We start from the raw sequence: 20,804 nt of genomic DNA, 5'->3' as shown, positions 1-20,804 counted from the left end.
GATCACTCCCCGTTAAAAATCGGATGGCCGCGCAGATACGCGGCGGAATCCATGCGCTTTCCGCCCTCGCCCTGCACCTCCGTCAGGAACACTTCCCTGCCGTCTCCGCACGCGACGGCGATCATACCGTCTTTTTCGTAAGCCTCTCCGGCGGGACGCGAGGTCTTTTCGCCGACGGCGGCTTTGTATACCTTGAGTCTGCTGCCGTTTATATCGGTCCGCGCGACCGGGTTGGGATTGAGCCCGCGCACCAGGTCGACGACGCTTTTTGCGCTTTTGCCGTAGTCTATGACCGCCGCTTCTTTCGAGATCATAGGCGCATAGGTCGCTATGCTACCGTCCTGCTTCACGGGTATTATTTCACCTGCGTCGAGCTTTATCAGCGTTTCCGCGAGAAGCTCCGCGTCGACCGGCGCAAGCGCGTCGAAAAGCTCTCCGGCGGTCATTTCGGGAGGTATTTCAACCTCGCGGACGGCGAGCATATCGCCGGTATCCATGCCTTCGTCGAGCTGCATTATCGTCACCCCGGTGACCGTTTCGCCGTTGACGATCGCGGTCTGTATGGGCGACGCGCCCCTGTATTTCGGGAGCAGCGAGGCGTGGACGTTCACGCAGCCGAGGCGCGGCAGTTTCAGAAGCGACGCCGGCAGGATCTTGCCGTAGGCGGCGACGACGGCGACGTCGGGAGAAAACTCTTTGAATATTTCCTCCCCTTCTCCGTTGCGCAGCGAGATAGGCTGGTATACCGGAAGCCCTACGCTTTCCGCGTATGTCTTTACCGCGCCCGGAACGACCTTGTTGCCGCGTGCGTTGACTCTGTCCGGCTGAGTTATGACAGCGCAGACGTCAAAGCCGCGGGCTACAAGCTCTTTAAGGGTAACGGCGGCAAAGTCCGGCGTGCCCATAAAAACGATTCTCAAACGAATTACTCCTTTTTATCGCTCTTCAGTTCGTCCGGATCGAGCATACGCACGACGCAATCTATAAAGAGCTTGCCGTCGAGGTGGTCGACCTCGTGACACACAGCCCTCGCCGAGAGACCGCTGACGGAATACTTCACCTTTTCGCCGGCGAGGTTCATCGCCTCGACGGTCACGTTCATAGGTCTGTTGGTAATGCCGTACTCGCCCGGATATGAAAGGCATCCCTCGATATCCTCCTGATGCCCCGATTTTTTGGTAATTACGGGGTTTATCAGCTCAACGACGCCGATATCCTCAAGATCGACGATAACGACGCGGCGAAGCACCCCCACCTGCGGAGCGGCAAGACCGACTCCGTTGGCGAGCGCCATCGTTTCTTTCATATCCACCACAAGCGTTTCTATCCTCGCGTCGATCTTGTCGACCTCGCGTGCGCGCTTGCGAAGCGTTTCGTCCCCGAATTCTATTATTTGTCTTACAGCCATTTTTCTTTCCTCTCAATTACTGTATATGCGCCGCCGCCCGCATTATCAACAGCACGTCCGAGACTGTCAGCGCCGCGTCGGCGTCCATATCCATTTTTTCAGCGGTATCAATATCCGTTCTTTTTATTCCCAGTGAAATACGTAGCATTTCGAGAGCGTCAGTAACGCCTATCAGCCCGTCGCCGTCGACGTCGCCGCGGATAAGCTCTTTGAAAACGCAGGCCGCGTTCCCGGCGCAGAAGGTCTCCGCGTAGCTCCCGCGCGCGCCGTAAACCTTGACGTTACGGCTCGCGAACGCATCGTCCGCGCAGTCCGTCATTGTCGACGGGAAACGCAGTTTTTCCAGCGGAGCTGTTCCGAACGCGTCCGATTCGACGCGTTCGACACCTTCGCGCAGGATAACCTCTTTCAGCGCGCGGACGTTTCCGCAGATGCCGGACGGAACGGTCTTCATACCGCTGCCGATAACGAGTTTCCGCAATCCGTGGCACCAGTCGAAGGCGTCTTCGCCGATAAATGTCACGGAATCCGGAATGACAAGTTCCGTAAGCTGCTTGCAGCCGTGGATCGACTCTTTGGCGATATACTCAAGTCCTTCGGGCAGGATAAGCTCGCGGAGCGTCCAGCAGTTGCGGAACGCCTCCGTTTCGATGCGCTTCAAAGTCGACGGGAGCGTTATGCTCACGTTTTTCGCGTAGTTGCCCATGCCGCCGAACGCCGCGGCGCCTATCACCGTGACGGGGCAGCCGCCGAGCGTTTCCGGAACGACGATGTTTCTGTCGTTGCCACGGTAACCGGTAACGGTAGCCTCGCCGTCGGTTATCTTATAGAAAAAGTCGCAGTCGTAGGCGACGGACGCGGGACCGGATTCTCCGTCCACGCTCCAGCGGTGGAGCGCCTTCGGGAAGGTGTAGGTCGTGGCGTAAACGTATTCGCCGGACGGTGAGAACTTCATCGAGAAAACGTGTCCGTTGTGCTCCGTCATCGACGTGACGAGCGTGCGGCGGTAGCTGCCGTCGGCGTCGTAGATCTTAACCCTGCCGTCGAGACTCGCGACGGCGATGCGGTTTCCGTCCGGAGAGAACTCCGCTATGTGCGCCGCCTGCGAGAAGCCTCCGAGTATTTTCAGCAATTCTCCGCTTTCGACGTCGTAAAGTCGGGCGCAGTTATCGGAGGAGTTGACGAGCAGCTTTTTGTCGTCCGCGGAGAAGCGCACGGAGGTCATGCTCGTGTTTTTCAGCGTGTTCATTCTGCGGATAAGGGTTTTATCCGCGACGTTGAAAAGGTATATCCCGCCGCGCTCGTCAGTCACCGCGAGCATAGAGGAATCCGACGAGAAGGCGACTCCGCGCGCCTGCGCGGCGCCGCATTCGAGGTGAGCGAGCACGGTGAAGGTTTCGGTTTCGAGCAGGACGCATCTGCCGTCGAGCAGCGCTACGGCCAGCAGGCTGCCGTCCGGCGAAAGCGCCGTTCCCCTGCCCTCGCCGCCGATCTCGGTCTCGTATCTCAACGCGCCGGTGGCGACGTCGAACACACGCATACAGCCGAGCTTCACAACGCTGCCGTCAAACTGGTTGCCGGCGCCGTTATGCGCCGCTCTCGCGGGCATATCCGCGGTTATCAGCCCCGTTCCGTCCTTCGTAAACAGCAGCTTACTGTGGCAGACGGTGCCGTTGCAGATGCGAAGCGGAGGCGCGTCGTAATCCGAAGTGTCGTAGATCAGTATCGTACCGACAAAATCCGCAACGGCAAGCTTCGATCCGTCCGGCGAATACTCGATCGCCGAAAGAAGAACCATCGGGAGCGCGGTCAGCATACGCTTCTGAAGACCCGTGGCGGCGTCCTCGATATAGATATATCCTTTTCCGTCGGCAACGGCGATCTCGCCGCCGTCCGGCGAAACCGCGAGCGGCATCTCGTTATCCCAGTCGTGCGAACGCGCGACGACGTCTGCGGCAGTGGAGGTGTAAGTCGTTTCAGGCGTCGTTTCGTCCGGAAGGTAATCGCTGCCCGTTTCGCGCTTGCTTACGGTTATCCGGTCGATGTAGTAAAGGTACTCTTCCGGGTAGTCCCTGCCGGAAGTGAGCGTTCCGTCGTCTTCTCCCTGGATCCAGTTATCGAGGATCAGAAAATGCGGATCGTCGCCGAAGGCGTATTTATCGTCGTTCGCTTTCGGATTGTGCGACGCGTAAAGCATCCCGTCGAGGAACCAGCGCATCTGATCGTTTTCCCACTCAAGCGCGAATGTATGGTATTCTTCGCTGAACGGAACGCGGTTTTTATTGTAAAGCGTTCTGCCCTCGGAGGTGTGGATGCCGCCCGTGGTCGTCCAGTGGCGCGTTCCGAAAAGATACGCGTCGGCGTCATCCATTCCCTCGTTGCTTATTTCCATAATGTCTATTTCGCCGTTGCCCGCCCAGAGCGTTTCGTTCGCGAGCATCCACAGCGCCGGGAACGTGCCGTAGCCGTGAGGCAGTTTGGCCCGCATTTCAATCCTGCCGTATGAAATTGAGTATTTGCCGGCGGTATCGACCATACCGGCGGCGGCAGCGTATCCGCCGTAGTCTCCGATATCAGCGCGAAGCACGAGACTGCCGTCTTCTATATAGACGTGTTCGTCGTCGCCGACGTTTATCACGACGGCTTTGTCTGTCTGCAGATGTCCGTCGGCGCGGTTCCACTTGGATTCATCGAACGTATCGAAATCATCGGTCCAGTCCTCGACCCAGCCGGGTTCGTTTATGCGTGCGATCGTGAACTGCTTTGCTCCGGAAGAAACGGCGGTCGTCCGGACACGGCGTCCGGAATAGGTCAGCGACCCGGCGTTTCTTATCGTGATGGTGAAATAACCGTTCTTATACTGAAGAGACCACTCCTGTCGGGAATTGTTCAGGTCGACGTTATCGGCAATAAGCTCGTTCGACGAGGATACGACCCTTATCGTAAGAGCGTACGCGCAGTATTTGTTTATTATCCTGTAGCGGCTGTGCAAAGCAGGATCGCTGACGATCTGCCATTCCTGACGCTTGTCGCCGTCGACGGGATCGTCGAGAACGAGCGTTCCGTCGGGATCCTTCTCCGCATACGTCAGCGCTTTGCCGTTGGTATCGTAGATCTTGTAGTAGAAATCAGGCGAAAAATCAGGCGACGTCAGGACCGTTTCATTATAACCCCCGTACCCTTCGTCCGCGGAAATAACGCCGGACGGCATAAGCCACGCGACGATAAGCAGCGATATCAGTATTGCCGTCAGTTTTTTCATCAAACAGACCTCTTTATTCTGAGTTTTATTCGGGATTTATCTCCGCGGTGACCGATACTCCGGAAAAAGCCCTGCTTCTGTTTACCGTTACGAGCAGGTCGCCGAGAAATGCGCGAAAGCGCTTTCCGTCGCGGCATTTGAGCATCAGCCTGAACTTATAACGAGATGAAAACTTCGTTATAAGCTCGCGATTCGGGCGCATGACGCGTATCGGCAGACTCGGGTATTTTGTTTTGATCATCGAGCAGATGAGATCATACAGCTGCTGAGAAACGCGTTCGCAGAACTCCTCGCCGGCCGCGCTGACGTTCAGCACGCACATATCGCAGAACGGCGGATAGAGCATCTGCTTGCGGATGAGTATTTCGTCATCGTAAAACGCCTTGTAGTCCTGCTCGGCGCCGAGTTTGAGTATCGGGTGGTTGGGCGCGTACGTCTGCACGACCGCCCTGCCCGCTTTGTGCCTGCCCGATCTGCCGATGACCTGCGTCATCATCGAGAAGGTGCGTTCGTCGGCGCGGAAGTCGGTGTCGAACAGCGACGCGTCCGCCGAAAGCACGCCGACCAGCGTTACGTTTTCAAAGTCAAGCCCTTTGGCGACCATCTGGGTGCCGAGGAGAACGTCGTACTCGCCCTTACCGAAAGCGGAAAGCATATGCGAGTGCGATTCCTTCGACGAGGTCGTGTCCAGGTCCATACGAAGCACGCGGACGCCCGGCAGAGCCGCTTCAAGCTCTTCGACGGCCTTCTGCGTGCCAGCGCCGCGGTAATGCACCGTGGGCGTTCCGCATGACGGACAGATCTCGGTATATTCCTTCGACGCTCCGCAGTAGTGGCACATCAGACGCTTGTTCGCGCTGTGGTAGGTAAGCGGAATGTCGCAGTTGTCGCATTTGAGCGCCTCTCCGCATTCGGAGCAGACGCCGGCGGTGTTGTATCCCCGCCTGTTGAGCAGTATTATGGACTGCTCGCCCTTTTCGGCGTTCGCCTGCAGCTCGCCGAGCAGAAGCCGGCTTATGCAGGTCTTGTTGCCGTCCGCCGCTTCGCCGCGCATATCCGCCATATACACGCCCGGAAGTCGGTTGTCGCCGTAGCGTTCGTCCAGCTCGAAAAGCGAATATCTGCCGGTCTTCGCGTGGTAGTAAGACGAGACCGACGGAGTAGCGGACGCGAGCAGAAGCAGCGCGTTGTTCTTCGCCGCCAGAAATTTCGCGACCGATTGCGCGTGGTATCTCGGCGACTGCTCGGAATAGTATGAGGAGACCTGCTCCTCGTCGATGATGATAAGCCCGACGTTTTTCAGCGGCGCGAATACGGCGGAGCGCGTTCCGACGGCGATCTTCGCGGCGCCGGATTCGAGACGGCGGTATTCGTCCATACGTTCGCCTACGCCGAGAGCAGAATGTATGACCGCCACTATATCGCCGAACGCGGTGCGGAAGCGCCGCACGGCCTGCGGCGTGAGGGTTATCTCGGGAACGAGCATTATCACGTCCCTGCCGTCAGCGACCGCCTTTTTCGCAAGCTCGATATAGATGCCCGTCTTGCCGCTGCCGGTAACTCCGCGCAGCAGCGCGCATTTCGGCTCGTCCGCTTCGTAAAGCGCGACGAGGCCGTCGTAAACCTCGCGCTGTTTTTCGGTGAGAACGAACTTTTCGCCCGACTTCTCGCCTTTTTCGGGCGTACGGTCGACGCGTTCGCGGTAGATACCGATGATCTCGCGCTTATCTAGGGTTTTCAGCACGCCCTGCGTAACGCCGGTGTAGTAGCAGACGTCTTTCAGCGTCGCCTCGCCGTTTTCAAGCAGAAAGCGGACGACGCTTTTGCCCTGCTCGGTGAGCAGCTTCGTCAGCAGGAGCTCCTCCGCCTCGTCGGGCGAAACGCGCAGGCGGCAGCTGCTTCTTACGGCGTCCGCGCCGAGGCGTTTCGACGCCGTTTCACGGCGGATTATTCCCTCTTCGCAGAGCAGATTCAGCGCCGCGACGTCGTGGAAAACACCCGCCTTCGATACGAAAGCGGCGACGGAAACGGGCTTTTTCGCCGCGGCGATAATGTCGTAAATCGACTTTTCCTCGTCGGTCATGACGTGGTCGCCGTCGTACGCCTCGTTTACCGAGTACGCGTCGTAAAGCCGGTAGTTCAAGCCCGCCGGCAGTATGGCGCGGACGGCGTCGAAGAACGTGCAGAAGGTCGTTTCCTTCAAATAGCGCACAAGCTCGAGCTGCGCGTCGGACAGTATGGGTGAAGCGTCGAGAAGCGCGGTAAGCGGCTTTATCTTCGTAACGTCGGAAACGTCGGATATCTCCATTATGATACCCTGACGCTTGCCGCTCGATCTGCCGAAAGGCACGATCACGCGGCATCCGACGGCGGCGTTATCCGCTATTTTGGGCGGCACGCGATAGTCGTACAGCTTATCCATGCCGTACGTCGCGCCGTCGACCGCCACTCTCGCAAACTTCAAGCTGTCCAAGGTTTTCTCCTAATCAGTGCTTGATCTTGGTCTTGCCGTCCGCAAAATCTCTGACGGCGATCATCATGGGGCTTTCTTCGAGGACTTCTTCCTTGTCCTTCGCCTCGCTGGCGATCTCGCGGGCGCGCTTGGCCGCCGCGATAACGATGGAGTACGCGTTGTCGCCGTCCTTCGTAAGTTCGCCGATTGCCGGATGAAGCATCATAGTCTTTTTCCTTCTTTCTTTGAGTGTTGTATTTGACTGATTGGCTGCAAGGACAATCAGTCTGATTACTGCTGTTTTTCGTGCGCGGACTCGATGATGCCGCGCAGTTCGGACGCCGCCTGCTCGATGGTGTCGTTGACGATGATATGATCGTACCTGTCCGCGTAACCCATCTCGATCTCGGCGCGGGCGAGGCGCTTCTCGATCGCCTCCTGAGTTTCGGTGCCTCTGCCTTCAAGACGGCGGCGTAGCTCCTCCAGGCTCGGCGGCTTGAGGAATATCGTTACCGAGTCCGGATACTGCTTTTTGACCTGCGAAGCGCCGTCGACTTCGATATCGAAAACGACGTCCTTCCCCTTCTTCATCGCGGAAAGCACGGGTTTCAGCGGCGTTCCGTAATAGTTCTCGTTATAAATCGTATGCTCGAGCAGCTGACCCTTTTTGATCATACGCTCGAACTTTTTGCGCGTGACGTAGAAGTAGTCCACGCCCTCCTGTTCGCCGGGACGCGGAGCGCGGGTCGTCGCTGAAACCGAAAACACGCAGTCGTCGCGGCCTTTCATATACTCGCCGAGTATAGTCGTTTTTCCGCATCCGGAAGGGCCGGAAAAGACTATCAGCAGCCCTTTTCTTTTATTCCTCATTCTCTTCTTCCTCCGTCTTTATTCGTGCGGCTATCGTTTCCGGCGCGACCGCCGAAAGCACGCAGTGCTCGGAATCGGTAACGATGACGGACTTTGTGCGTCTGCCGCAGGTGGCGTCGATAAGCAGCCCCTTTTCACGCGCTTCCGCGACGAGCCGCCTCGTCGGCGCCGAGACGCCGCCGAGCACCGCGACCACGCGGTCGGCGGCAAGCATATTGCCGTATCCGACGCTGATGAGTTTCATACGTCTTCCTCCGAATCACTCGATGTTCTGTATCTGCTCCCTGATCTTTTCGATCTCAGCCTTCACGTCGATAACGATTCCCGTTATCTCCATGTCGTTGCACTTGGAGCCGATGGTGTTTATCTCTCTGTTCATTTCCTGAACGATGAAGTCGAGCCGCTTGCCGACCGGCTCGCCGCCGGAGGCCTTCATCGCGGCGCCGAACTGCGAAATATGACTGCGCAGGCGGACGATCTCTTCCGTGACGTTGGTCTTGTCGGAAAATACCGCCGCTTCGGTCAGCAGTCTGCCCTCGTCCGGCTGGACGCTCTCGAGCAGTTCTTTTATGCGGCGGGACAGGCGCTCGAAGTATTCGCGGTTGAGCTCCGGCGCACGCGCTTCGATTCTGTCGACCATGCCGGAGATAAGCGCGAGGCGTTCGATTATGTCCTCCGCCAGTTTGGCGCCTTCGGTGCGGCGCATTTCGTTATATACGTCCAGCGCCTGCGCCACGACCGCGAACACGTCCGCGGAAAGCGCGTCTGCGTCCTCCTCGGCGTCATCGACGATGAAGACGTCCGGGAAGCGCGAGACCGCCGTGGCGGAAATGTCGTCGCGAAGACCGTGCTTCGCGATCATTTCCTTCAGCGCGGAAAGGTAGCTCTCGAGCAGTCCGTCGTTGAGGCGTACGCGGGCGAGGCTCCCTTCGCTCTGGCGCACCGTCAGATACGCTTCTATTTTGCCGCGGGATATGCGCTCGCGCACGAGCTTTTTCAGCGGATCTTCAAGGAAGCCGTAAAGCTTCGGGACCCTGCTGTTGAATTCAAAGTATCTGTGGTTGACGGAGCGTATCTCAAAAACGATCTCGCGTCCGTTTACCGACGCCTCGGCTCTGCCGAAGCCGGTCATGCTCAATACCATTTTTACCGTCTTCCTTCTTTCAGAATCGCCGGAATAATAATCCGGCACAGTAATCCATATTATGAGTAATTAAATTATACCACAACCGTGAGATTTATCAAGTCTTTTCTAATAAAAATATGCAAAAACGCCTCTCCGGAAATCCGGAAAGGCGTCTGGACGGCGGTTCCGCGCCGTTTATTTGTGGTATTTCGCGCCCGCGGAAATCGAGAAGGCGCGGTAGATTTGCTCAAGCAGCATCACGCGGAAAAGCTGATGCGGAAATGTCATCTCCGATACCGAAAGGCGCATATCAGCGGCGCGCTTGACCTTTTCGGAAAGGCCGTGCGAACTGCCGATCACGAAGGCGATCCTGCCCTTCCCTTCGGAGGAAAGGCGGTCGAGCGTGCGCGAAAGCTCCTCCGAGCTCATCTGCTCTCCCTCGACGCACGCCGCTACGGTATAATGCCCCTCGCACGCTTTGAGTATCGCTTCGCCCTCTTTTTCAAGCGCGGCGGCGATCTGAGCCTCGTTCGGCTTCTCCGGAAGCGTATGCTCCGCAAGCTCCGCGACCGCCGGCTGACAGTATCGCGAGAGCCGCTTGAGGTATTCGGCGCAGGCGGCGGAAAGCCAGCTTTCCTTCAGCTTGCCCACGCAGACGATTTTGACTCCGATCAAATGTTATACTGCTCCTTTTTCAGAATCGCGTTCTTGATATCCCAGATGCGCTGCGACAGGTCGACGTAGTAGTTATGCGGATTCTCGAAGCGTGTGACCTCGCCCCAGAGGGTGTCGATCTGCTCGGCGCAGTACTTCTTGATGTCTTCGATATCGGGCAGCTTGTATACGAGCCTGCCGCCGTCGAAGATGCGCTCGGTGATAAGACGCGCTTTGAAGTTCGTTACAATCTTGCGCTTCCATGTGTAATCCGGGTCGAAGATCTCGTAGGGCTTCGTGTCGTCGATCGTTTCGTCGTAAGCGGTAACGACGTCGGCTATCGCCTTGCCGGTGTCGCGCTCGTATAGGCGGTAGACCTTTTTGAAGTAAGGCGTGGTGATCTTCGCGGGGTTTTCGCTTATCTTTATCTTCGGGATTATCTCGCCGTCGTTCTCGACCGCGCAGAGCTTGTAGACGCCGCCGAAAACCGGCTCCGTCTCGCTCGTCACGAGGCGTTCGCCGACGCCGAAGAAGTCTATCTGCGCGCCCTGAACGAGAGTGTCGCGGATGATGCGTTCGTCGAGGGAGTTGCTGACGACGATCTTGCAGTCGGGATACCCCGCCGCGTCGAGGCGCTGGCGGATCTTTTTCGTCAGGTACGCGATGTCGCCGGAGTCTATGCGTATTCCCGCGGGGCGCTTGCCCATCGGCGCGAGGACCTCGTCGAATACTTTTATCGCGTTCGGAAGTCCGCTTTTCAGCACGTTATACGTGTCGATGAGCAGGACGCAGGCGTCCGGATAGGTCTCCGCGTAGGCGGCGAAGGCGTCGTATTCGCTGTCGAACATCTGCACCCACGAATGTGCCATCGTGCCGGAGCAAGGGATATCGAACTGCTGCGCGGCCATAACGTTCGAGGTGTTGGCGCAGCCGGCGATGTAGGCGGAACGCGCGGCGAAGAGAGCGCTGCTCGTGCCGTGAGCGCGGCGCGCGCCGAATTCGCTTACGGCTCTGCCGCCGGCGGCGCGGACGATGCGGTTCGCCTTCGTCGCGATAAGCGTCTGATGGTTTATGAGCAGAAGCAGCGCGGTTTCAAGCAGCTGCGCCTGCGCGACCGGACCGCGCACCGTTACGAGAGGTTCGCCCGGGAAGACCGGTGTGCCTTCCGGTATCGCCCACACGTCGCAGACGAACTTGAAGTCGCGGAGATATTCGAGGAACTCCTCGGAAAACATTTTCTGACGGCACAGGTAGTCTATATCCTCGCCGGTGAAGCGCAGGTTCGAAATGTAATCGACGACCGACTCGAGTCCGGCGCAGACGGCGAAGCCGCCGCCGTCGGGAACGCGGCGGAAAAACGCGTCGAAGTACGCGGTCTTTTCACCGAAGTATTTGAGGTATCCGTTCCCCATCGTCATCTCATAGAAATCAGTGAGCATCGAGATATTGGGCATTCTTTCGTTCTTCATACTGACGCCTCCCGTTTGATAATATTCTAACCCTTCGGCGGAATAATTGCAAGAGAATATTTTTTTACCGGAAAATTGCATAAAAATACGTCTCCGGAGTTGAGAAAAAGGCGCAATACCACGATTCCGCGGGCGCGGAGGAAAAAACTATTGACAAATTACGCGCGCGAACATATAATCCAAAATATACAAATATAATGGCGGATTGTTTTTGAATCGGTCATAAACAGAAAGCGAAAAGGAGCAACGGACATGAGCAAGATACACATACCGGCGGGATATTCCTCCGCCCTCTCCCTCTACGAAACGCAGACCGCGATCGGTCTCATCAAGAGGGTGTTTCAGGATAATCTCTGCTCCGCGCTGAATCTGAAGCGCGTTTCCGCGCCGCTTTTCGTCGATCCCGCGACCGGACTGAACGACGACCTCAACGGCGTCGAGCGGCCCGTGCTTTTCGATATTCCCGAGACGGGCGGAAACGCCGCCGTCGTCCATTCGCTCGCAAAGTGGAAGCGCCTGGCGCTTTACGAATACGGCTTCCCCGCGGGCGAAGGGCTCTGCACCGACATGAACGCCATCCGCCGCGACGAAACGCTGGATAACCTCCACTCCGTCTACACCGACCAGTGGGACTGGGAAAAGGTCATCACGCGCGAAGACAGGAACATCGAATACCTGAAAAAGACGGTCACCGCCGAGGTAGGCGCGATCTGCGACACCCTTGATTTCATCAAGTCGAAATATCCGAGCATCACCGTTTCGCTCGACCGCGAGGTCGCGTTCGTCACCACGCAGGAGCTTGAGGACGCGTATCCCGACATGACCTCAAAGCAGCGCGAAAACGCCTTCCTGCGACAGCATCACACGGCGTTCATCATGCAAATAGGCGACGCGCTCGCTTCCGGAAAGAAGCACGACGGGCGCGCTCCCGACTATGACGACTGGAAGCTGAACGGCGACATCATGTTTTACGACGAGCTGCTCGACTGCGCCCTCGAGATATCATCTATGGGCATTCGCGTCGACGCCGCTTCGATGGACGAGCAGCTTAAAAAGGCGAACGCCGACGAGCGCCGCCGCTTCCCCTTCCACAAAATGGTGCTGAACGGCACTCTGCCGCTGACGATAGGCGGCGGTATCGGACAGTCGCGGCTCTGCATGCTGCTGCTTCAAAAGGCGCACATCGGCGAGGTACAGGTCTCCGTCTGGGACGAGGACACCGTCGCCGCCTGCCGCAGGCACGGCGTAAAGCTGCTCTGACGAGAAAGGAAAGAACGATGGATATTTTCACCGATATACCCGAGCTTTTCGGCTGCAAGGTATTCAACGATACGACTATGCGCGAACGTCTGCCGAAGGACGTTTACGACGCGCTGCACGAGGCCGTCGCCGAAGGGCGCGAGATCGACAAAAACGTCGCCGCCGCCGTCGCCGCCGCCATGAAGGACTGGGCGATCGAGAACGGCGCGACGCATTTCACGCACTGGTTCCAGCCGATGACCGGCGTCACCGCCGAGAAGCACGACAGCTTCATTTCGCCCCGTGAGGACGGCGGAGTCATCATGGAGTTCTCCGGCAAGGAGCTGCGCCGCGGCGAGCCGGACGCCTCCTGCTTCCCCTCCGGCGGACTCCGCGCCACCTTCGAGGCGAGGGGCTACACCGCGTGGGACCCGACCTCATACGCCTTTTTGAAGGACGATTCGCTCTGCATCCCGACCGCGTTCTGCTCTTACGGCGGCGAGATGCTGGATAAGAAAACTCCCCTGCTTCGCACGATGGAGCTTATCAACACGCAGGCGCTGCGCGTGCTCCGGCTTTTCAGCTCGGACGCGAAGCGCGTCACGCCCAACGTCGGCGCCGAGCAGGAATACTTCCTCATTGACAAGTCTCTCGCCGACGAACGCAAGGATCTGAAATTTACCGGCAGAACGCTTTTCGGCGCGATGCCTCCGAAGAGGCAGGAGCTTGAAGACCACTACTTCGGCGCGATACGCCCGAGAGTTATGGAGTTTATGCGCGAGCTGAACCTCGAGCTCTGGAAGCTCGGCGTTTACGCCAAGACCGAGCACAACGAGGCGGCTCCCGCGCAGCACGAACTCGCGCCCGTCTACGCCTCCGCGAACACCTCCACCGACCACAATCAGCTGACGATGGAGATCATGAAAAAGATCGCCGAGAAGCACGGCATGACCTGCCTGCTCCACGAAAAGCCCTTCGCGGGCGTCAACGGCAGCGGCAAGCACAACAACTGGTCGCTCTCGACCGACACGGGCGTCAACCTTTTCAAGCCCGGCAGCGCACCTTATGAAAACAAGCAGTTCCTGCTCTTCGTCGCCGCGGTCATCAAGGCGGTGGATATGCATCAGGATCTGCTGCGCGTCACATCCGCCTCGGCGGGCAACGACCTGCGCCTCGGCGCTACCGAAGCGCCTCCCGCAATCGTTTCCATCTATATCGGCGGCGAGCTGACCGCGATCTTCGACGCGATAGAAAGCGGCGTACCCTACGAGCCCGGCAAAGCCGAGCGCATGAAGACCGGCGTCAACGTGATCCCCGATTTCCGCAAGGATACGATCGACCGCAACCGCACCTCCCCCGTCGCCTTCACCGGCAACAAGTTCGAGTTCCGTATGCCCGGCGCTTCCTTCTCCATCTCCGGCCCGAACATCGTCATCAATACGATAGTCGCCGACGTGCTCGCCGGCTTCGCCGACCGGCTCGAAGGCGCTTCCGACTTCGACGCCGAAGTCGACGCCGTACTCCGCGAGACCTATTCGGCGCACAAGCGCATACTTTTCAACGGCAACAACTACTCCGAGGAGTGGAAAGAGGAAGCGAAAAAGCGCGGGCTGCTCGACCTGCCGACTACCGCCGACGCGCTCCCCTATCTCGCTTCGCGGAAGAACGTCGAGCTTTTCACGAAGCACGGCATTTTCACCGAAAAGGAGATACGCTCGCGCTGCGAAATACTGACGGATAACTATTGCAGCGTCAACCTCATAGAAGCGTTCACTATGCTCGATATGGCGAAGAAGGATATCCTCCCCGCCGCCCTCGAGTTCGAAGGCAAGCTCGCCGACGGACTTGCGGCGCGCAAAGCCGCGCTGAACGCCGACGTTTCCGCCGACGCGGACGCGAAGCTCGTCGGAAAGATCAACGCGCTCGCGGGCGAGCTTTACGACCGCATCGAAGCGCTCGACTCCGCCGCCGAACGCGTGCGCGGGATCGCCGATTCCGGCGCAAAGGCGAACGCCTGCCGCGACGAACTCATCCCCGCGATGAACGCCGTACGCGAAGCCGCGGACGGGCTCGAAATGCTCGTCGCCGGCGACTACTGGCCCTTCCCGACCTACGGCGACCTGCTTTACAGCGTATAAAACACGCGAGAATAAAACGACTCCCGACCGCAAGGCCGGGAGTTTTTGTTTACTTAACTATCGCTTTTGTAAAGAGGCATTGTCAACCTATCAGGTCGTACATCCTCTCCGCGAAAACGGCGTAGCCGGAGGTCGGATCGTTGACAAGAACGTGCGTTACCGCGCCGACGATCTTGCCGTTCTGGATTATCGGGCTGCCGCTCATCCCCTGCACGATGCCGCCGGTAAGTTCAAGCAGCTTTTCGTCGGTTATCTTTATTATCATATTCCTGCCGCTGCCCTTGTCGTCGTTGACGATGCTCGTTATGCGCACGTCGTATTCCGCCTTGCCGCCGTCTATCGCGGGGGTAATCAGCTTCGCGTCGCCGATCTCGATCTCCTGCTTCAGCGCGACAGGCATTCTATCCCCTTCGACCGCCGCGGTCAGCTTGCCGTAGACTCCGAGCTCGCTGTTGCCGTGAAGCTCGCCGATGACGGTCTCCTGGTCGAAGAAGCCGTAAAGCTCGCCGGGCGAGCCCTTCTCGCCGCGCTTGACGCCGGTTATCGTCGTTTTGACGATCTCGCCCTGCGCGGCCGGCATAAGCGCCTCGGTATCGGAATCGTAGATGCCGTGGCCGAGACCGACAAAAAGGCCGGTTTCGGGCTCGTAAAAGCTTATCGTGCCTATTCCTGCCGCGCTGTCGCGCACCCAGATACCGAGCTTGTATTTGCCGTCTTCGGCTGAAAGCGCGGGAGTCAGCGTTACGGTCTTCTTCACGCCGCCTCGCTCAAGGACGAGCGTCGCTTCCGCGCCGCGGGCGGCGTTTATCAGCGACGTGACGTCGCTGTTTTTCGTCAGGCGCACGCCGTTGACGCTTTTGAGCAGGTCGCCCTTTTCAATCCCGGCGTCGCGGGCGGGGTTTTCTGTCCCCCGCTCAGTGCTTATGTCGCTGAAGCCGACGACGATGAGCCCGTTGGTATACATCTTCAGTCCGAACGCCTCGCCGCCGATAACGACGGAGTTCTCCGCGACAGTTTTCAGCTTTACCGTTTTAAGCGGAATGAAGCCGAAGAGCCGCGCGGTACCCTTGAAGCTGCCGTCGCCCGCGGATGCCTGCGCCGCGCCGCCGTTCGCCCGCACCGTAACGGACGCGCCCGCGAGTGTGAATTCCTGTCCGTCCTTGACGTAATACTCGTCCGCGACCCTGCCGCGCGCATAAAACCATGCTCCCGCAAGCCCTCCTAAAATAAAGAGCGCGACGAGAAGTATTACGAGCGTTTTCTTTATCAATCAAATCACCTCTACGGGTATTCTGCCCGAACGGACGTGATTTATTTTACCGGAACTTCTTGAAAAACGCGATTATGACCGAGCCGACGGCGTTGCCGGCGGTCACGATGAGCACGTAAACGGCGGCGTCGAGCGACCACGCGTTCGCCGCGGAAATGTAATACATATCCGCGATGCAGTGGTTGAAGCCCGCGACGATGAAGACGGCGATAGGCAGAATTACCGCTACGGTCTTCATAAAGCCGCTCTCGACCGTTTTGAAGGTGTCGACCGCGAGGAACATCAGCATTCCGCAGAATATCGCCAGCAGGAAGGTGCTGTACCACGCGTCGCCGAGCTTCGCTTCAACGGAGGCGGTCACCGCTTCGCTCATCTTGTCGAACATACGCGTCGCTCGGACGGCGTATCCCGCGAGAAGCGCGCCGCAGAGGTTGCCTATCCATATCTGCGCCAGCGTTTTCCACGTGGACTTATCCTCCACGACGTAGCCGATCTTGCCGGTGAAAAGGTTGAATTTCCACACGCAGACCATAAACAGTCCGAGCGCGAACATGAACGCGCCGAGAAGTTTATTCGGGCAGATCATATACACGGTGCCGCCGATGCTTATCATAAGCCCCGCCGCGATCGCCTGAACGAATGTTTTCGCTTGTTTCAGCATAACGCATCACCCTTCGTTTCGTATTTCCCGAATAACTGAATATTAGCATACTTTGGGAAAAGTTGCAAGCGTTTCCGCATAAATCGCGCGCATTTGGCAAATACTCCCTTTGAACGCCGAAGAAAAGGAATGATGAAAATGACAAAAACCAGATGGGCCGTGATACTTACCGTTATACTGCTGCTGATATCCGCATTCGCCGCCGACGTCTCCGTCTTTGCGCGGAACTGCGAACAGCTGCGCGGCGACGTGCTGCGCCTGCACGTTATCGCGAACTCCGATTCCGAAGCCGACCAGGCGGTCAAGCTGGAGGTGCGCGACCTGCTGCTCGCAGAAACGAAAAGCCGCGTCGGAGACGCGGCCGATAAGGGCGATGCGGAGGCGTATTTCAGAGAAAACGCGGCGGCGCTGACCGAAAAGGTCAACGCGTTCCTCGCGGAAAAAGGCTTCGGCTACGGCGCGGAGATCTCGCTCTCGCGCTCCTGCTTCGACACGCGCGAATACGACGGCAACACGCTGCCTTCCGGCGATTACGACGCGCTGAAGGTCGTGCTCGGCAAGGGAGAAGGCAAAAACTGGTGGTGCGTTCTGTTCCCGCCGCTTTGCGTTTCGGCGGCGAAAGGAAACGAGTTGCCCGCGAGCGATTACAAGCTCATGCGCAGCGGGAACGAAACGGGTTATAAGATCAAGCTGAAAGTCGTCGAGTGGTTCCGGTTTCTGAAAAATCTTTTCAGCTGACGGCGGTTATTCTCCCGACGCTTTTTTGTAAGAAGCGAGTATTTTTGCGGCGTATTCCTTATCCGCCGCCCAGTTGCCTCCGCCGAGGTCGTTCCAGTTCGGCGCGCATCCGCGCGTCACGAGATTGAAGCGCGGGTCGATCTCCGCAGTTCCGGACGGGAGCGGCGATTTGCAGGCGTAGGCGTAGAGGTGCTGTATCTGCGCTTCCACGCCGAGCGCGGCGGTATCGAAGCGGCACAGCGTGTTGTTTTCGCTTACGTATCCGGTTACGCCGAGTCCGCAGAAGTTGTTATCCGACGGAACGACATAATACCCGTCCGGGCGCGGACCGTTTTTATAAACCCATTCGCCGCCCTCGTATACGTGATATCCGTTCGGCCGGTTGAATCTGAACCAGCCTGTTTCGATTATCGCCTGCAGGTACGCTATGTCGCCGCGCACGCCGTATTTCGCGCCGATTGAGAGGTAGTATCCGATAAGTTCGTCGAGCGAACAGGTCAGGCTCATTTCGTCTTTGTGCGCGGCGGAGTAAGCGAGAAGCTGCGATTCCGTCAGCACGCTCGCGCCGAGTATAGGGATAACGCCGGTTTGGTCTTCGGATGAAGACGGGGACGAACCCGAATATTCGTCCGCCGAGCTTGATACGGAGCTTGAACTTGACTTTGAAGAGGAGCTCGAAGCCGACTTCGAGGAAGACGAGCTTCCAGACGACGATGACGGCGCGCTTTCGGAAGCGGCGGACGAACCGGAGCCGCTTTCGCTTTCCGATCCGCTGTCTTCTGACGATTCCGCTGCGTCGGCTTCCTTCAGGTTGAAGGAAAAGTACCCGCTGCTCTTCGAGCTGCTGCTCACGCGGGCGTTCGCGGCGACGACCTGCCGTATCTTACCGTAGTCGGCGACGTAATTGTTTTCGGAGAAAGTGAAGAAGGTCATCACGGCGACACCGAAGAACAGCGCAGCCATAACGCCGGTGATTATTTTAAGCGTACGCTTCGTCTTCGGTTCCAAACCGTAGCCTCCCTTCCCATCTTTCGACATAATATAACACAAAACCGCGCAATTGTCAAAGTTATTATCTTCCTGACGAATATCGGGGGTTGTAATACGCGCGGTTTTATCGTATAATTGACGTATGGTCATTTATATTTTGATTGCGGCCGCGGCCGTTCTTCTCGGCGCGGCGCTGATCTCCACCTTTACGCTCCGAACGACGCGGACGGAGATCCCGATCCGGAACCTGCCGGACGAATTCGACGGCTTCAGGCTCGTCCACATATCCGACCTGCACAACGCCTCCTTCGGAAAAGGCAACGGGAGGCTTATTTCGCGTATAAAGAACTGCAAGCCCGACTGCGTGCTTATAACCGGGGATTTCGCCGGCGGCGTTTCGTTCGAGCATCCGGAAAAAGGCGCCGCGCACAAGCTCTGGCTCGGGCTGAAGCCGCTGCCCGTCTACGTTTCGCTCGGCAACCACGAGCTGCGGCTTGTTTACCGCCATAACGACCTGCTTGAAAAGCAGCGCGCGGACCTGCGCGATACCGGCTGCGTACTGCTCGACAACTCCGCCTGCCGCATCGAAAGGAACGGCGCGCATATCAATCTTTTCGGTCTCTCTCTCGAAGGCGCGAGGCATAAAGGCGTGCACCCGTTCCGCATCCCCGAGGGGACGCTCGACGGCGCGCTGAAGCCGGTCGAGGGCGAAGTTAATATACTTATGGCGCACGTTCCGCAGTTTTTCCCGCAGTACGCTGACGCCGGATACGACCTCGTTTTAAGCGGGCATATACACGGCGGCATCGTGCGCATTCCCGGGCTCGGCGGCGTGTTTTCACCGACGCGGCGGCTTTTCCCCGAATACTGCTACGGTCTGTATGAACGCGGAAAGACGAAGATGTTCGTGACCGCGGGACTCGGACGCGCGCTGATACCGCTCCGTTTCCTCTGCCGTCCGGAAGTTGCGGAAATAGTCTTGAAAAAAGCGGAGTAACGGTGTATAATCAATTTATCAACTCATAGGCGGATGATATCGTGAAAGCAAAGACCGTTTTGATTCTCATATTGATACTGCTGCTCGCCTGCGTCCCCTGCCTTGTTTCTCTGGCGGAGGGCGATTCGGAGAGTTCCCCCGCTGCGCCCGAATCTTCCGAAAGCGCGGAGATCGAGAGTTCAAGCAGCGACGAGCAGGAATCCGAGAGTTCGGACTCCGACGGCGGCGATTCCGACAGCTCCGAATCAGACGAGTCGGAATCCTCGACGCGAAGCAAAAGCAGTTCCGAGCCCCAGTCAAGCTCTTCCGGTTCCCGCTTCGCCGGCGATCCGGTGCAGGGTAAAACGCCGAAATTCGCCGATCTCAAACTCGGCGACGGCGATCCCGACGACGGAAAGGATTTCAAACTGGAGCCCGAGGAAAACGACGGGTATTACGAAGTCACCATCCGCAACAAGGACGCAAAAGGCATGAAAGGCAACGACAACTTCCGCATCGAATTCGACGGATGCGACGTTTGGGTGCCGATTGAGATACCCGCCTCCTGCGTCGAGGACGACCACATCAATTCAAAGCTCGTCGTTTCCCACGGCCCGATAAGCGAATCGATGATGGACAAGGTCACATCTTCGATATCTCCTTCCCGGATCCTGCAAACGTTTTCGCTCGCCCTGACGTCCTATGACGTCAAAGGACAGCCGACCGAAATGAACTCTTTTGACGGGAAGATCAAGTTCGTCCGCGGCGTCAACGCCGCCTGCGTAAACCAGTATAACCGCGACGGAAAGCTTGCGCTGATGCTGTATGATACCGAATCGCGCACCCTTTCCAACGTCGAATATACGCTCGACCCCGACAAGGGCGAGATCACGGTTTATGCTTCCGGTTCCGGCAGCTTTTTCCTGATCAACTCCGAGGAGATCGACACCACGACCGCGATCAAACTTAATTCAAATGCGCCGTTTCTGAAAATCGTGCTGATAACCGGGGCTTTGATGTCCATCGGCGCTTCGATCGCGCTTATCGCGCTGGCAGTGATAAAAAACAGAAAAAACAGATCCGCCAAAACGAAAGAATAAGCGGTAACACGGCAATAAAAAAGCCACCCGAAGTTTTCGGGTGGTTTTTTTATTGGCTGAAGATTGCTATTTTAACAAAATCGAGGTTATCGTTAAATTTCGTAACGCAATGGCAAATCATTACCATTTCCTAAATAACAGTTTTTGGGAGATTGTTTCACAAACTGTATGATTATTTCAACCACTTTTTTCTCGTAACTGTTTTCATTTTTCATCCGTTTGATAGTACATTCCCAAACGATGAGACAACGAATTCCTTGGCTCTCAAGCGTTTCCTTGACGAGCTTGTCTCTGCGGAGGTTGTCATCGAACTTCTTCTGCCAGAATTCCACTCTGCTTTTCGGCATATAAGCATACTGGCATCCGCTATGCCGATGCCAGTAACAGCCATGAACGAAGATGGCGACCTTATATTTCGGAAGATAAATGTCGGGATGGCCGAACATGCCGG

General features: G+C 57.5%; 19 protein-coding genes. 5 read left to right on the top strand and 14 right to left on the bottom strand.

Annotation, left to right across the window (positions count from 1 at the left end):
• Positions 1-2 precede the first annotated feature (2 nt).
• From J5441_05970 to J5441_05925, 10 genes are all read right to left on the bottom strand, one after another.
• A complete protein-coding gene (locus tag J5441_05970; GenBank protein ID MBO4934695.1) occupies positions 3-920 on the bottom strand; it encodes a methionyl-tRNA formyltransferase in 918 nt (305 codons plus the stop codon).
• A 5-nt stretch (positions 921-925) separates the two neighbouring features.
• Positions 926-1,408, bottom strand: coding sequence for a peptide deformylase (def, locus tag J5441_05965; protein MBO4934694.1), 483 nt, complete (start codon positions 1,406-1,408; stop codon positions 926-928).
• 16 nt (positions 1,409-1,424) lie between these two features.
• Positions 1,425-4,670 carry a leucine-rich repeat protein gene (locus tag J5441_05960; GenBank protein MBO4934693.1) on the bottom strand — a complete coding sequence of 1,082 codons (3,246 nt, stop codon included), beginning with the start codon at positions 4,668-4,670 and terminating at the stop codon, positions 1,425-1,427.
• 25 nt (positions 4,671-4,695) lie between these two features.
• Entirely contained in the window at positions 4,696-7,143 is a 2,448-nt protein-coding gene (gene priA, locus J5441_05955; GenBank protein ID MBO4934692.1) for a primosomal protein N', read from the bottom strand.
• Between the two features lie 13 nt (positions 7,144-7,156).
• Positions 7,157-7,345 carry a DNA-directed RNA polymerase subunit omega gene (rpoZ, locus tag J5441_05950; protein ID MBO4934691.1) on the bottom strand — a complete coding sequence of 63 codons (189 nt, stop codon included), beginning with the start codon at positions 7,343-7,345 and terminating at the stop codon, positions 7,157-7,159.
• Positions 7,346-7,413: 68 nt separating this feature from the next.
• Positions 7,414-7,992 carry a guanylate kinase gene (gmk, locus tag J5441_05945; GenBank protein MBO4934690.1) on the bottom strand — a complete coding sequence of 193 codons (579 nt, stop codon included), beginning with the start codon at positions 7,990-7,992 and terminating at the stop codon, positions 7,414-7,416.
• Positions 7,982-8,236, bottom strand: a complete 255-nt coding sequence (locus tag J5441_05940) for a DUF370 domain-containing protein (protein ID MBO4934689.1) — start codon at positions 8,234-8,236, stop codon at positions 7,982-7,984. The genes gmk and J5441_05940 overlap by 11 nt, the downstream gene beginning before the upstream one ends.
• A 15-nt stretch (positions 8,237-8,251) precedes the next feature.
• Positions 8,252-9,136, bottom strand: a complete 885-nt coding sequence (locus J5441_05935; protein ID MBO4934688.1) for a YicC family protein — start codon at positions 9,134-9,136, stop codon at positions 8,252-8,254.
• A gap of 177 nt (positions 9,137-9,313) precedes the next feature.
• Entirely contained in the window at positions 9,314-9,793 is a 480-nt protein-coding gene (rlmH, locus tag J5441_05930) for a 23S rRNA (pseudouridine(1915)-N(3))-methyltransferase RlmH (GenBank protein MBO4934687.1), read from the bottom strand.
• The gene (locus tag J5441_05925) at positions 9,790-11,241 is read right to left on the bottom strand and encodes a nicotinate phosphoribosyltransferase (protein MBO4934686.1); all 1,452 of its coding nucleotides are present in this window, start codon (positions 11,239-11,241) and stop codon (positions 9,790-9,792) included. Before J5441_05925 ends, rlmH begins: the two co-directional genes overlap by 4 nt.
• A gap of 252 nt (positions 11,242-11,493) precedes the next feature.
• Between J5441_05925 and J5441_05920 the strand changes: the two genes are divergently transcribed.
• Together J5441_05920 and J5441_05915 are read left to right on the top strand one after the other, a co-directional pair.
• Positions 11,494-12,501, top strand: a complete 1,008-nt coding sequence (locus J5441_05920) for an aspartate--ammonia ligase (protein ID MBO4934685.1) — start codon at positions 11,494-11,496, stop codon at positions 12,499-12,501.
• Between the two features lie 17 nt (positions 12,502-12,518).
• Complete coding sequence (locus tag J5441_05915) at positions 12,519-14,618, top strand: glutamine synthetase III (protein MBO4934684.1); 2,100 nt, start codon at positions 12,519-12,521, stop codon at positions 14,616-14,618.
• An 82-nt stretch (positions 14,619-14,700) separates the two neighbouring features.
• Here J5441_05915 and spoIVB read toward each other — a convergent pair whose 3' ends face one another.
• Both spoIVB and J5441_05905 read right to left on the bottom strand, forming a co-directional pair.
• Positions 14,701-15,888, bottom strand: a complete 1,188-nt coding sequence (gene spoIVB, locus J5441_05910; protein MBO4934683.1) for a SpoIVB peptidase — start codon at positions 15,886-15,888, stop codon at positions 14,701-14,703.
• 46 nt (positions 15,889-15,934) lie between these two features.
• A complete protein-coding gene (locus J5441_05905; GenBank protein MBO4934682.1) occupies positions 15,935-16,549 on the bottom strand; it encodes a formate/nitrite transporter family protein in 615 nt (204 codons plus the stop codon).
• A gap of 138 nt (positions 16,550-16,687) precedes the next feature.
• On the opposite strand from J5441_05905, the gene J5441_05900 reads away from it, so the two are divergent.
• Positions 16,688-17,287 carry a stage II sporulation protein R gene (locus tag J5441_05900; GenBank protein MBO4934681.1) on the top strand — a complete coding sequence of 200 codons (600 nt, stop codon included), beginning with the start codon at positions 16,688-16,690 and terminating at the stop codon, positions 17,285-17,287.
• A 6-nt stretch (positions 17,288-17,293) separates the two neighbouring features.
• Here the strand turns inward: J5441_05900 and J5441_05895 are convergent, their stop codons facing one another.
• Positions 17,294-17,794, bottom strand: a complete 501-nt coding sequence (locus J5441_05895; GenBank protein ID MBO4934680.1) for a glucosaminidase domain-containing protein — start codon at positions 17,792-17,794, stop codon at positions 17,294-17,296.
• Positions 17,795-18,419: 625 nt separating this feature from the next.
• Here J5441_05895 and J5441_05890 point away from each other — a divergent pair.
• The gene (locus tag J5441_05890; GenBank protein ID MBO4934679.1) at positions 18,420-19,274 is read left to right on the top strand and encodes a metallophosphoesterase; all 855 of its coding nucleotides are present in this window, start codon (positions 18,420-18,422) and stop codon (positions 19,272-19,274) included.
• A 41-nt stretch (positions 19,275-19,315) separates the two neighbouring features.
• Positions 19,316-20,353 (top strand): hypothetical protein, encoded by a 1,038-nt coding sequence (locus J5441_05885; protein ID MBO4934678.1) that lies wholly within the window; start codon positions 19,316-19,318, stop codon positions 20,351-20,353.
• Positions 20,354-20,445: 92 nt separating this feature from the next.
• Here the strand turns inward: J5441_05885 and J5441_05880 are convergent.
• A partial coding sequence (locus tag J5441_05880; protein MBO4934677.1) for a hypothetical protein occupies positions 20,446-20,804 on the bottom strand: 359 nt, incomplete at its 5' end.

The sequence above is a fragment of the Clostridia bacterium genome, assembly GCA_017620395.1.
In the GTDB taxonomy this organism is placed as follows: domain Bacteria; phylum Bacillota; class Clostridia; order Oscillospirales; family RGIG8002; genus RGIG8002.
Note: the sequence above shows the minus strand (reverse complement) of the source record. Positions and strands in the feature narration are given on the sequence as shown.